Raw genomic sequence first — 12,555 nt, 5'->3', positions numbered from 1 at the left:
AGTATGCCAAACATGTTGATCCGCCGGGCACTTGGGTCAGATCAGAAAATGGTCATCGTGGTGAACGGCAGGTCGTTCGTGTAGCCGGACTCGCCCTCCGAGACTCTGAGCAGTCTGCTGCGCAGCCCGAGACCACCGTGCCCGCCGAGCGCGATCCCGCCCGCGGGGTGCTCGGTGGCGCCGTCGTTGAGGAGTTCGATGGTGTGGAGGGCCGACACGTCGTTCGTCTGCATGATTCCTGCCTCTTCTCGTGAGTGGTTCCGAGGTGGTTTCCGAAGTGGTGCCCGGTGTGGTTCCGTGAGGGCTCCGGGACGGTGCCCGGATGGTTCAGGAGCGGTTCCGATCGAGTGCGAGTGTGAGCACGAGTGCGTGGAGCGATGGATCGTGACCGGCGGCATACGACGAGTCCCACGACAGGTCCGCCGTGTCAGGCGCGTCGCCGCGAGCGCGTCGCCACAGGTGTGACGCGCGGTCACCCGGGGGAGGCCGGCGCGGCGGGTTCGGCGAGCAGCAGCAGTGACGGCACCCGGTCGGGGAAGCCGGCCCGCAGCAGTCCGTGCCCGATCCCCGCGAGCCCGGTCAGCAGACCCGGATGCGGCGCCTGACCAGGGGTTCCACAGCGCGGCCCGGCCTGGTCGGCCGCCGCCAGCAGGGCCCCCGCCCGTTCCACCCAGCGGGCCCGGGCGCCCGCCGTCGTGCCCAGCCGCAGGAGTTCGAGCACCCCCAGCTCGCCGTGGCACAGGCTGTCGTCGAGCGGCGGGTCCGCGTGCGCGAGGTCCGCCAGCGCCTCGTCCGCCCAGGCCGCCAGCCGTGGGTCGGCCCGCGCGGCGGGGCTGTCCAGCACCGCCAGTGCGACGCCCGTCCGGCCCCGGCACCAGGAGGCGCCGGAGTCCACGGTGCCGGTCGCGGACCGCAGCGCCGCGAGGCCCGAGGCGCGGTACGGTTCACCGCCGCCCGCCTCCGCGAACCGCAGCAGCGCCCAGCCGATCCCGGCGGCCCCGTCGGCGAACCCCGCGCCGTCCGGCAGCGGTGCCTCGCGCAGCAGTCCGGCGCAGTGTTCGGCGCCGCGCCACACATCGGCCCGCCCGGTGGCCCGGTAACCGGCGATCAGGCTGACCAGTCCGCCGGCCGTGCCGCCGCGCACCCCGTACTCGGTCTCCGCGGCGGCTGCGGCACGGGTCAACCGCAGTGCGGGGACGATGAGTTCACGTAGGCGCGGATCGTCCAGCGTCTCCGCGACCTGTCCCAGCACGTAGGCGATGCCGCCGAGCCCGGCGAACGCGCCCGAGCCCACCGGGCCGAGGTCGTCCGGACGGCTGTGCAGCGCGTCCAGCAGCCCGGCGAGGGGCGTCAGCGCCTCCCGGGCGGCCGTGGCGTAGCGGTCCGCACCGGTGAGCGCGGCGAGCTGGGCGAGGAAGTGCGCCGCACCGGTGTAGCCGCCCGCCAGGTCGGCGGCCATCGGCCCCAGCCGCCAGTAGCGTTCGCCGAGCAGTTCCAGGCCGATCCAGTTGAGCCGGGTGGGCCCGGAGTACGCCTGGGACACCAGCTCGTCGCCGATCGACCGGGCCGCCGCGAGCAGGTGCTCCGGCTCCGGGGCGGTCGCCGCCGTACGGACCCTGCGCGGCCCGGACCCGGAGCCGTGGGCGGGCTCGCGCGAGGTGGTCACCATCGCGGCCCGGATGATCCGTTCCTGGTCCTGACGGTCCACCGTGTCCATGGCGGCCAGCTTCGCCCGGACCCGGGCCAGACCCGTCCGGGTGAGGACTCCGGGCAGTGCCCGGCCCGTCGCGCTCCACAGGCCGGTGCCTTCCGGCCGGGTGGTGAACAGTGGCACGTCCCCCGACCACAACTGGGTGAGTTCCTCGTCCAGCAGACCGGGCAGCGCGGCGGGGCCGAGCACGTCGGTGCCCAACAGGGACAGCACCTCGTGCCGTTCGCCCGCCTCCTTCATCAGGTCCGGGTGCGTGGACTCGTCGAGGAGCGTCGAGTAGACCCAGGTCGGCCGGGCCACCACCCGCACCTCGTCCTGCGCGAACTGTTCCAACAGTCCGCCAGGGTGCAGGAGTTCGGAGCGGGCGCGGCTGATCGCGGTGTATCCGGCACGGAATCCCGCGCAGAGGGACCGGGTGAACGCGGACGGATCGGCCGGGGTCCCGGTCAGCCGGGGCCGGTTGGCCGACTCGCCGAAGTGGCCCGGCCGCCGTACCAGCCGCATCCGGTCCGTCCCCGCATCGGCCCAATCGGCGGTGCGGACGGGGGAGGGGGCGGCCTGCCCGCCGCCGATGCCGGACATGTCGAGGGCCGTCTCGTCCCCGACGAGCAGTTGCGGCAGCAGCCCCACCCGGTGCACCGAGTCGTGCAGGGCGCGGGCCGCCGGATCGTCCGACTCCGCGACGGGCAGCGGCGGGTGGAACAGTGTCTCGATGTCGACGAGCACCGGGTGCTCTCCGTCGGCGATCAGGTTCTCGTAGTGCAGGTCGGTCCCGTCCAGCACGTGCAGCAGGGCCAGCAGCGCGCCCTGGCGCCGGTAGAAGGACTCCACCTGGCGGGCCGAGCGGCAGGGCCGTTCCGCGGCGAACTCCACCCAGCCGTAGTCCCCCCGGTCCAGCACGGCGAGCGAACGGAGTCCCGGGGTGCCGGGCAGTGCGTTGAACCAGCGGACGAGTTCGTTGAAGTGCCGGTGGGCGGCGAGCGGCCGGGGCTTGTAGACCAGCCGGGAGCCGTCCTCGAACCGGAGCAGCATCACGGTCCGCCCGCCCCGGTGGCCGTCCCCGGCGCCGGGCTCGACCCCCACCAGCAGCCCGCGCCTGCCTGCCCGGTGGTCGTCGGCCGCCCCGGCATCTGGCGTACCGGCATGGACATTTCCGCTGCCGTGCGTTCCGCCGCACGCTGCTCCGTCACCGCCCCCCATGCCCGGCAGCAACGGCCGGTCGGCGGCGAACCGGACCAGCATCTCGGTGAGCGCCGCCGCGGCGTCGAGCGCGGCCCGCGCCAGGATGCGGGCGAGTACGGGGTATGTGGCGAACAGCGCGGCCAGTCCGTCCTGGGATCCGGTCAGCCGCACGAAGTCCGCGAACCGGTCCTCGGGGCTCTCCCCGGCCAGCCGTCCGTCCTTGCGCGCCAGATGCAGTTCCAGAACCAGGGTGCGGGCGGCGAGCCGGGCCAGCCGCCTGGCCAGATGCTGCTCGAAGTCGCTTTGCAAGGAGGAAAGTTCGGTGTACGCGTACGGCCGCTGCGGCAGCCCTTCCAGCATGCGGTCCGCCGCGCGGACCGTGAGCGGGGCGAGGGCGCACGCGAAGCCGTGCAGCCCCGGGAAGCCGTCCCCGTCGTCGACGACCGCCTTCTCGGGAGCGGCGAGGACCGCCTCCCGGACGAACACCGCCCAGTCCGGCGCGTGGTCGGGAAGCGGTTCACCGGCGGTGAGCGCGGGCCGCCACCACGGTCCGTCCAGCAGGGCGGACCCGGGAGCCCCGGTCCGGTCCGCATCCGACGGACGTGTCACGGGGGAGACGCACAGCCGTGCGCCGCCCATCGCTTCGTCACCCGTCATCGCACCTCCTCGGTCCGGCGCCGGTGTCACCGGTCCGCCACGTCCATACTCCCGACGCGAGGCCCGGAGGACATGGGGGCAGCGCCCCCATCTTTCTGCCCCGGCCGTACGCGGGGGTACGGACGACGGCCGCGAGACACGGACACAGGGCGCGCGTGCGGGCCAGGGGGACGGGGCACGGGTACGAGTTACGCGTACGGATGACGGGGGCGGGGCACGGGACCCGAGCGCGGGGTACGGACAGGAGCACGGCCCGCGGTCCGGCCCTCCGGTTCACCGTTCCGGCTCGTCCATCCGGGGGCCGACGGCCCCACTCCGGCTCGCTCACCGTCGGCTCACCGCGCGTGCCCGCGGAGCACGGCCCGTGGTCCGGCCCTCCGGCTCGCCCTTCCGGCTCACCGTTCCCGGCTCACCGTTCCGGCACCGCCGCGTCGACGCGTGGCGGGGCGGTCGACCCCCGGACCATCAGTTCCGCCGCGATCGTCGCGATGCCGCCCGGCGGGGGTGTCTCCTTGCCCATGGCCAGCCGCCCCGCCCGCGCGCCCGCCTCGAACAGCGGCAGCCGCACGGTCGTGAGCGCCGGAACCGCGTCCACCGAGAACGGCAGGTCGTCGAAGCCCGCCACCGACACGTCCTCGGGGATGCGCAGCCCGCGCTCCCGGATCGCCGCGCAGGCACCCAGTGCCACCGTGTCGTTGGCGGCGACGATCGCCGTCACCTCCGGTTCGCGGCGCAGGAGTTCGAGGGTGGCGACGTACCCGGAACGGCGGTCGTAGAGGCCGTGGACGGTCAGCCGTTCCTCGTCGGAGGTCCCCCGCGCACCGCCGAGTCCGTCACCGGCACGTTCACCGCCGTCGAGTCCGCCACCAGGCCCGTCGCCGACTTTTCCACCGACCCCGCCACCGAGTCCGGCCGCCCGCATCGCGTCCCGGTGGCCCTCCAGCCGGTGACGGGTGGTCGTGCGCTCCGCCGGGCCCGCGACGTAGCCGATCCGCGTGTGGCCGAGCGCGAGCAGGTGCTCGGTGAGGCGGCGTGCACCGCCCCGGTTGTCGAAGGCCAGCGCGGCCACGACCGCCTCGCCGCCCGCCAGCGGGGGCCGCCCGCACAGCACCACCCGCGTCCCCGCGTCCGCGAGCTTCGTGAGCTTGGCGGAGATCGCCGCCTGATGGGCCGGGTCCTCCACGGCGCCCCCGGTCAGGATCACGGCCGCGGCGCGCTGACGCTGGAGCAGCGTGAGGTAGGTCAGCTCGCGCTCGGGGGAGCCGCCGGTGTTGCAGACGACGGCGAGTTTCTCGCCCCCGGCCCGCCCGGAGGAGCCCGCCCGCCCGGAGGAGCCCGCCCGCCCGGAGCCGCCCCCGGCCCCCGCCCACCCGGCGTCGCCTCCCGCCCCCGACTCGCCGATCTCCGACTGCGCCGCGCCGGCCATGATCCCGAAGAACGGGTCGGCGATGTCGTTGACCAGGATCCCGACCAGGTCCGACGTGGCCGCCGCCAGCGAACTCGCGGGCCCGTTGAGCACGTAGTCCAGTTCGTCCACCGCGCGCAGGACCCGCTCCCGGGTGGCCTCGGCCACCGGGTAGTTGCCGTTCAGCACGCGGGAGACGGTGGCCGCGGACACCCGGGCGCGGGCCGCCACGTCCGCCAGGGTGACTGTCATCACTTTCCTCCGAGGAGCGACACGGTGAGAGGCAAGAGGTGAGGGGTGGAAGAAGCCGTCAGCGTGCCCCCTCTTGTCCGGGCCGCTGTCGGCAGGCTAGCGTCATGCTCGATAGAAAGCGCTTGCTACGCGGCTGTGCCGCCGCCGACGTCGCTCCCGGCCTCGGCGACGACGCCGGTGCTCGCCCGGGCTGTATGGAGGAAATTTCGTGACACGCAGGACAGTGCGCATCGCCATGAACGGTGTGACGGGACGCATGGGGTACCGGCAGCACCTGGTCCGCTCGATCCTCGCGATCCGCGAGCAGGGCGGCGTCGACCTCGGCGGCGGCGAGGTGCTGTGGCCCGAGCCGGTCCTGGTCGGCCGTCGCGCCCACGCGCTGGAGGAGCTCGCCCAGCGGCACGGTCTGACCGAGTGGTCGACCGACCTCGACGCGGTCCTCGCGGACGACACCGTCGACATCTACTTCGACGCCCAGGTCACCTCGGCCCGCGTCGACGCGCTCCAGAAGGCGATCGCGGCGGGCAAGCACGTCTACACCGAGAAGCCCACCGCCACGGACGTCGAGGGCGCCTTGGAGCTGGCCCGCCAGGCCCGTGACGCCGGCATCAAGCACGGCGTCGTCCAGGACAAGATCTTCCTGCCGGGTCTGCTGAAGCTGAAGCGTCTGATCGACGGCGGCTTCTTCGGCGAGATCCTGTCCGTGCGCGGCGAGTTCGGCTACTGGGTCTTCGAGGGCGACTGGCAGGAGGCCCAGCGTCCGTCGTGGAACTACCGCGCCGAGGACGGCGGCGGCATCGTCGTCGACATGTTCCCGCACTGGGAGTACGTGCTCCACGAGCTGTTCGGCCCGGTCAGCACCGTCCAGGCGCACGTCCAGACGCACATCCCGAAGCGCTGGGACGAGCAGGGCAAGCCGTACACCGCCACCGCCGACGACGCCGCGTACGGCATCTTCCAGCTGGCGAGCGGTGCCGTCGCGCAGATCAACTCCTCCTGGGCGGTCCGCGTCAACCGCGACGAGCTCGTCGAGTTCCAGGTCGACGGCACGCACGGCTCCGCCGTCGCGGGGCTGCGCAACTGCCGCGTCCAGCACCGCTCGGCCACGCCCAAGCCGGTCTGGAACCCGGACCTCCCGGTCACCGAGTCGTTCCGCGACCAGTGGCAGGAGGTCCCCGACAACGCCGTCTTCGACAACGGCTTCAAGGCCCAGTGGGAGCTGTTCCTGCGCCACATCGTGCTCGACGAGCCGTACACCTGGGACCTGATGGCCGGGGCCCGCGGCGTCCAGCTCGCCGAGCTGGGCCTGAGGTCCGCCGCCGAGGGCCGCCGCCTCGACGTACCGGAGCTGACCCTGTGACCGCCGTGACCGTCGCCCTCGCGCACGGCACCACACACGACGCCACGAACGGCCCTCGCGCCGCATCGGAGCTGATCTGAGTGACCATCCACCTCCCGCAGGGCCCCTACGAGCCCCGCACCACCCCGCTCGACCTCGCCCCCGGTGGCGCACCGCTGGCCTCCCGCACGGTGTTCTCGGCCGCCCATGTGGTCGCCGACCCGTACGCGGACATCAGCCCCGACGACCCCGCCGCCATCGACTGGGACGCCACCCTCGCCTTCCGCCGCCACCTCTGGTCGCACGGCCTGGGCGTCGCCGAGGTCATGGACACCGCCCAGCGCGGCATGGGCCTGGACTGGGCGGGCGCGGCCGAGCTGATCCGCCGCTCCGGCGCCGAGGCCAAGGCGGTCGGCGGCCGGATCGCCTGCGGCGTCGGCACCGACCAGCTCCCCGCCGGCCCGGCGACCCTCTCCGAGGTGCGCGCCGCGTACGAGGAGCAGCTCGCCGTCGTCGAGGAGAGCGGCGCCCAGGCCATCCTGATGGCCTCCCGCGCCCTCGCCGCCGCGGCGAACGGGCCCGAGGACTACCTGGAGACGTACGCGCACCTGCTGCGCCAGGCGTCCGAACCGGTCGTCCTGCACTGGCTGGGCCCGATGTTCGACCCCGCGTTGGACGGCTACTGGGGCTCCACGGACCTCGACGCCGCCACCGACACGTTCCTGAAGGTCATCGCCGAGCACCCGGACAAGGTCGACGGCATCAAGATCTCGCTGCTGGACGCCGACCGCGAGATCGACGTGCGCCGTCGCCTCCCCGGCGGGGTCCGCTGCTACACCGGCGACGACTTCAACTACCCCGAGCTGATCGCGGGCGACGACCAGGGCTTCAGCCACGCCCTGCTCGGCATCTTCGACCCGCTGGGCCCGCTGGCCGCGCACGCGGTACGGGTGCTCGACACCGGAGACGTCCAGGGCTTCCGCGAACTCCTGGACCCCACCGTCGAGTTGTCCCGCCACCTCTTCCAGGCCCCCACCCGCTTCTACAAGACGGGTGTGGTGTTCCTCGCCTGGCTGGCCGGCCACCAGGACCACTTCACCATGGTCGGCGGCCTCCAGTCCGCGCGCTCGCTGCCGCATTTGGCGAAGGCGTACGAACTCGCCGACCGACTGGGCCTGTTCCCCGACCCGGAGCGGGCCGAGTCCCGGATGCGCGCCCTGCTCGCGGTCAACGGAGGCGACCGCGGCAAGGGCGGCAACATTGGTAACGGAGGCACCCGATGAGCGACGGCCGTCTCTCCATCAACCAGGAGACCATCAAGCAGTGGTCGCTGCCCGAACTGGCCGAGGGCTGCGCCAAGGCGGGCATCGACAAGGTGGGCCTGTGGCGCGGGCCCGTCCAGGAGTACGGCGTGGAGCGCACGGCCGCTCTCCTCGCCGACAACGGACTGACCGTCACCAGCCTGTGCCGCGGCGGCTTCCTCACCGCCGTCGACCCGGCGGAGCGGGCCCGTGCCCTGGACGACAACCGTGCGGCGATCGACGAGGCGGCGGCCCTGTCCACCGACACCCTGGTCCTGGTCTCGGGCGGCCTGCCCGCCGATGACAAGAACCTGTACCGCGCACGCGAACGCGTCGCGGACGCCCTGGGCGAGCTGGCCCCGTACGCGGCGGAACGCGGGGTGCGCCTGGCGATCGAGCCCCTGCACCCGATGTTCGCCTCGGACCGCTGCGTCGTCTCCACGCTCTCCCAGGCGCTGGACATCGCGGAGCGCTTCCCCGCCGACCAGGTCGGCGTGGTCGTCGACACCTACCACATCTGGTGGGACGACCAGGCGCCCGAGCAGATCCGCCACGCGGGCGCGACCGGCCGCATCCACTCCTTCCAGCTGGCCGACTGGATCACCCCGCTCCCGGCCGGTGTCCTGCTCGGTCGCGGTCAACTCGGCGACGGGTCCGTGGACTTCCGCGCACTCCGCTCGCTCGTCGAGGCCACCGGCTTCGACGGCCCGATCGAGGTGGAGATCTTCAACGAGGCCCTCTGGGCCCGCGACGGCGCCGAAGTCCTCGCGGAGGTCGCCGCCCGTTACGCCGAACACGCCTGCTGAGAAGCATTTCTGACGCTCCATTTGCCTCTAAGGTAAAGAGATCGTCAAGGCGTGCAACCGTTTCGGGGGCCGCCGAGTCGTATCTGGCGTCGGGTGCTTCCGGGGAGGGGATCCGGGGGGATCGGGAAGCACTGACGGAGGGGGAAAGCGAGGGGGGTCCGGTCACTTCGACCGGGCCCCGTTTCGTTGTGTCGACCGCTTTCCCCGGGGGCCGTTTCCGCTCCCCCGGGGAAGTTTCGCGGAGCGGCAGCCGTGGGCGGACACCCCGGCCACCGGACCGCCGGGAGCCGAACAGCGCACCGGGTGCGACGCCAGGTGCGCTGTTCGATCAGGTCGGTGACCGGGGTCAGCGGCACAAGGCTGTGTCCACGATGCTGTCCATGCGTTCCTTGGCGGCCTGGCCCGGCTGCATCGTGACTGCGACATTGACGGCGCGCCCGTCCTCGGTGACGCCGCCCCGGGTCTCGTATCCGGTGATGCTGCCGCCGTGGCCCCAGTAGAGGCTGTCGCACGAGAGCGGGGTGCTCACGAGTCCGAGCCCGTAGCGGGCACCGGTGGCAAAGGGGTAGCCGGCGGGGACGGTGGTGCGCATCTGGTCGAGCTGGGCCTTCGGCAGGAGACGGCCGGACAGGAGCCCGGAGAAGAATCGGTTCAGGTCGGCGTTGGTGGAGACCAGCTGGCCGGCCGCCCAAGCCCAGGAGGGGTCCCATTGCGTCGCGTCGACCAGGGGCGCGCCTGGAGAGTCCTGGTAATAGCCCTTGGGGTGGCGCTCCCGGATGGTCACCTCGCCCGGGGCGGGGAAGTAGGTGTGACGCAGCCCGAGGGGCTTGATGATGCGCCGGTCCATCTCCTCGGCGAGGGGGCGCCCGGTGACCTCCTGAACGATGAGACCAGCCACCAGATAGTTGGTGTTGTTGTACTCCCACCGCGCGCCGGGGGCGAAGTCGGCCTTGTGCTCCAGAGCAAGGCCGAGGAGCTCGCGGGGCTCGTAGTAGCGGATGTCGTCGCTGAGGTACTTGGTGTAGTTGGGAAGCCCGCTCGTGTGCTGGAGGAGCTGGCGTACGGTGATGCGGCGTCCGTCGATCCCGTCGCCGCGCAGGAGGCCGGGGAGGTAGGTGTCGACCGGGGCGTCGAGGCCGATCTTGCCTTCGGCCACGAGTTGCAGCACGACCACCGCGGTGAACGTCTTGGTGTTGCTGCCGATCCGCACCTGTCCGTTGCCGGGCACCTTGGTGCCGGTGGCCAGGTCACCGACACCCGCGGTGTACGTGCGGGTGCGACCGTCACGGTCCTTGACGCTCGCCAGCGCACCGGGCACGCCATCGGAGCCCACCAGTGCGTTCAAGCCCTGCTGAACCGTGTCCGGCCTGGGCGCGGCCGATGCCGTGGACGGCGCCGGGGCACTCATCGCCATGATGCCGCCGACCACCACGGCCACGGCCGTTGCGGCTCTGAGGGCATTCCGCCGTCGCCCGGACGAACGCGACTTCTGCCCTGTGTGCTCATGCACGAGTAAGCCCCTTATGGAGATCGTTGGGAGACCGGTGGTGTGTACCGGGCCCCAGCTTCTCCGACGCGATCACCCGGGACGATCCGGCCAACCGCCCAGCTGCGGGTAGGGCTGTCCCCCCGGCCGCCCTCAGACGACGAGGAACGGGGCAGGAGGGCCGAGGAACGGCGCGCTCGGCGCGCGACCCCACTCTGTGATGAGTTCGACACAGAACGCATCCGTTCGTGGGTGATTACGTAAGGAGAGCACGTCGTCATGAAGGTTTTCGTCCGTCGGCTCACCAAGTCATTGGTGAGCTTGGTGCGTCCGCTCCCGGCTGTTGCCCGGCCGTATTGCTGTGTGTACGTGGCCGGTCCCGTCACCGCTCACCGAGCGGCGGAGGCTGCTGCGTGACGGGGCAGGCGGGAGGGGCGGACGGCGGCGGCGCCGTGGGGCTGTTGCCCTGGACCAGGGCGGACGGCGGGCCGTGTTACGCCATCGGGGACGGCACTGGGTATGTGTCACGGATGGCCGACGGTGTCGAGAGCATTCAGCTCGGCATGGCGGACGACCTGCTCGGCCATGCGGATGTGCTGTTGGCGGACCGGCGGGTGACGGGCGGCGAACTGCACTTCCTGGCCTCGCGGTTGGCGGAGTCCCTGCGGGACATCAAACGGGTCGCGGAGAGTCGAGGAGCCCGGCTCACGCAGTTGACCGGGCAGGGCCGCCGGTGACGTGGTCAGAGGTCACAACGCCGCTGCCCAAGAGGTCAGCCAGATGACCAGCCTGATCAGAACGAGCACGTCGACCACGGTTCCGGCGATGAGCGGCACGCTGCTCGTGCGGCGCAGGAGGAGACGGATACCGCACCAGGCTCCGTAGGCCGCCAGGCCGGTCGAGGCGAGCAGGAGAAGGACCGTCAGCAATCCCGGCCCGTTCAACCGTGTGAAAAGGACGATGACGACGTAGGCCAGCAGCAATTGCGGGAACCCCAGCAGCCACACCTTCCTGACGTCGGCCGCGTCGGGGACGGTGGGGAACGGGGCGGCGGCCGGTCGCGGTGATGCGGCGGCCGGCGCGGAGGGCGGGAACCGCGGTGGGGAACCCGCGCCGGCACGCGAACGGCCGACGGTTGCCCCCGGAGAGCCGTCGGCCGAGCCACGCGGGGGAGCGACGGACGGCTTCGGCGGGGCAGGGGGCGGCGGGACGGGGGCGGGCGGGTTCAGGGCTCTGTGCAGCAGGGCGGCGAAGTCCGGGTCGGCGCGGAGTTCGTCGGCGAGGACGGAACCGACGATGCTCGCCGTTCCCCCGTCGGGCCGTTCCTGGAAGCGGGCCAGCGCCGAGGCCCCCAGGGAGTCCTGCCCGAGACGTCCCCACACCAGTTCCCTTACCGCTGCCCGTTGCCGGTCCGGGAGCGGCGCGTTCCCGCTCAGCACCCGCACCGCACGCGCGGCCAGTTCCGAAGCCTGCATGTACGACCTCCCCCTGTGACCGATCGTTTCGGAGTGAAACGCGCGGACGTCTCAAGCGTACGGTCTGGCAAGGGAGTTGGCGCGTGTTCGAGTGCGTCCGGTGGTCGGTTCCGTGGCGCACGGAAGTGTCCAGCCCCACTGAGACCCAACGAGGCTCCGTCGAAGCCCGCCGAAGCCGCACCGATTCAGTGCGGCTTCGGCGTCGGTCCTTCCGGCCTCGGCGCCGGTCGGCCACCGGGCCCGCCTCGGCTCGGTCGTTCCGGCCCGGCGTTGGCCTTTCCGGTTCAGTCGCCGCTTCGACCGTCCTTCTCGGCGAGCGTCTTGATGCCGTCGAGGGTGGTCTCCATTCCGGCACGCAGATCCTTCAGCCGGAAGGCGATGATCTCCTCCTCCCGGTCCGGCATCTTCTCGATGGCCACGGTGAGCCCGCTGCGACCCGGCCCGAGGCGGACCGTCTGCCGCAACAGGGTGCCCGTGCCCTCGGCCTCGATCTCGTAGCGCCAGGACGCCAGGCATCGCTCCGGGTCCAGCGTCGCCTCGCCGTACCGCCCGTTGGCGTCCAGGACGGCCCAGGTGAAGGCGCGCTGTTCGGCCACCTCGGTCACCTGGGAGACGGTCTGCCACTCGCCGAGCCTCTCGTTGTGGTTGAAGCCCTCGAAGCGCGCACCCACCACGGGACCGTCCGCCCCGTCGAGCCAGACGACGCGCTTCAACTCCGGGCTGAACCGGGTCGGCAGGTGGATGTCCGTCACCATTTCCCACACCCGCGGCACGGCCGCCTCGACATGGACGGCACACTGCATGCTCGGACCATCGGCGTATCTCAAAGCATCCCCCTCTTTGATCTTCCTTTGATCTTCTCGCTCCTCGGAGGCGCTCCCCTCTTTTCTTCGGAGGTGCCCTCCTCGTCGCGCCCATTGATCATTCCGATCGCGCCTTCT

Annotated in this window: 10 protein-coding genes; 4 read left to right on the top strand and 6 right to left on the bottom strand. The window is 72.2% G+C overall.

Going from position 1 to position 12,555, the window contains the following annotated elements; translation table 11 throughout:
- Positions 1-41: 41 nt before the first annotated feature.
- From AB0E67_RS10255 to AB0E67_RS10245, 3 genes are all read right to left on the bottom strand, one after another.
- Positions 42-233 (bottom strand): hypothetical protein, encoded by a 192-nt coding sequence (locus tag AB0E67_RS10255; protein ID WP_362023442.1) that lies wholly within the window; start codon positions 231-233, stop codon positions 42-44.
- Between the two features lie 239 nt (positions 234-472).
- A complete protein-coding gene (locus tag AB0E67_RS10250; RefSeq protein ID WP_362023439.1) occupies positions 473-3,550 on the bottom strand; it encodes a type 2 lanthipeptide synthetase LanM family protein in 3,078 nt (1,025 codons plus the stop codon).
- 409 nt (positions 3,551-3,959) lie between these two features.
- A complete protein-coding gene (locus tag AB0E67_RS10245) occupies positions 3,960-5,207 on the bottom strand; it encodes a LacI family DNA-binding transcriptional regulator (protein WP_362023437.1) in 1,248 nt (415 codons plus the stop codon).
- A 208-nt stretch (positions 5,208-5,415) separates the two neighbouring features.
- Here AB0E67_RS10245 and AB0E67_RS10240 point away from each other — a divergent pair, with 208 nt between their 5' ends.
- The 3 genes from AB0E67_RS10240 to AB0E67_RS10230 all read left to right on the top strand — a co-directional run bounded on the left by AB0E67_RS10240 (position 5,416) and on the right by AB0E67_RS10230 (position 8,653).
- Positions 5,416-6,567: a Gfo/Idh/MocA family oxidoreductase gene (locus tag AB0E67_RS10240; RefSeq protein ID WP_362023434.1), complete on the top strand. Its 1,152-nt coding sequence runs from the start codon at positions 5,416-5,418 to the stop codon at positions 6,565-6,567.
- Positions 6,568-6,647: 80 nt separating this feature from the next.
- The gene (locus AB0E67_RS10235; protein ID WP_362023431.1) at positions 6,648-7,829 is read left to right on the top strand and encodes a dihydrodipicolinate synthase family protein; all 1,182 of its coding nucleotides are present in this window, start codon (positions 6,648-6,650) and stop codon (positions 7,827-7,829) included.
- Entirely contained in the window at positions 7,826-8,653 is an 828-nt protein-coding gene (locus tag AB0E67_RS10230; RefSeq protein WP_362023428.1) for a sugar phosphate isomerase/epimerase family protein, read from the top strand. The genes AB0E67_RS10235 and AB0E67_RS10230 overlap by 4 nt, the downstream gene beginning before the upstream one ends.
- Positions 8,654-8,999: 346 nt before the next feature.
- Here the strand turns inward: AB0E67_RS10230 and AB0E67_RS10225 are convergent, their stop codons facing one another.
- A complete protein-coding gene (locus AB0E67_RS10225; RefSeq protein ID WP_362023653.1) occupies positions 9,000-10,067 on the bottom strand; it encodes a serine hydrolase domain-containing protein in 1,068 nt (355 codons plus the stop codon).
- Between the two features lie 485 nt (positions 10,068-10,552).
- On the opposite strand from AB0E67_RS10225, the gene AB0E67_RS10220 reads away from it, so the two are divergent.
- Positions 10,553-10,876, top strand: a complete 324-nt coding sequence (locus tag AB0E67_RS10220) for a hypothetical protein (RefSeq protein WP_362023425.1) — start codon at positions 10,553-10,555, stop codon at positions 10,874-10,876.
- Positions 10,877-10,888: 12 nt separating this feature from the next.
- On the opposite strand, the gene AB0E67_RS10215 is transcribed toward AB0E67_RS10220, so the two are convergent.
- Together AB0E67_RS10215 and AB0E67_RS10210 are read right to left on the bottom strand one after the other, a co-directional pair.
- Complete coding sequence (locus tag AB0E67_RS10215; protein WP_362023422.1) at positions 10,889-11,614, bottom strand: hypothetical protein; 726 nt, start codon at positions 11,612-11,614, stop codon at positions 10,889-10,891.
- A gap of 284 nt (positions 11,615-11,898) precedes the next feature.
- Positions 11,899-12,417 (bottom strand): SRPBCC family protein, encoded by a 519-nt coding sequence (locus AB0E67_RS10210; RefSeq protein ID WP_362023419.1) that lies wholly within the window; start codon positions 12,415-12,417, stop codon positions 11,899-11,901.
- Positions 12,418-12,555: the final 138 nt, after the last annotated feature.

The sequence above is a fragment of the Streptomyces sp. NPDC032161 genome (assembly GCF_040636995.1).
Lineage (GTDB): Bacteria > Actinomycetota > Actinomycetes > Streptomycetales > Streptomycetaceae > Streptomyces.
Note: the sequence above shows the minus strand (reverse complement) of the source record. Positions and strands in the feature narration are given on the sequence as shown.

Bases quoted from the DNA above. Each gene is read 5' to 3' on its own strand.
- AB0E67_RS10250 (WP_362023439.1), bottom strand. From the start codon at position 3,550: ATGACGGGTGACGAAGCGATGGGCGGCGCACGGCTGTGCGTCTCCCCC.
- AB0E67_RS10225 (WP_362023653.1), bottom strand. From the start codon at position 10,067: ATGGCGATGAGTGCCCCGGCGCCGTCCACGGCATCGGCCGCGCCCAGG.
- AB0E67_RS10210 (WP_362023419.1), bottom strand. From the start codon at position 12,417: ATGCAGTGTGCCGTCCATGTCGAGGCGGCCGTGCCGCGGGTGTGGGAA.
- AB0E67_RS10230 (WP_362023428.1), top strand. From the start codon at position 7,826: ATGAGCGACGGCCGTCTCTCCATCAACCAGGAGACCATCAAGCAGTGG.
- AB0E67_RS10255 (WP_362023442.1), bottom strand. From the start codon at position 233: ATGCAGACGAACGACGTGTCGGCCCTCCACACCATCGAACTCCTCAAC.
- AB0E67_RS10245 (WP_362023437.1), bottom strand. From the start codon at position 5,207: ATGACAGTCACCCTGGCGGACGTGGCGGCCCGCGCCCGGGTGTCCGCG.
- AB0E67_RS10215 (WP_362023422.1), bottom strand. From the start codon at position 11,614: ATGCAGGCTTCGGAACTGGCCGCGCGTGCGGTGCGGGTGCTGAGCGGG.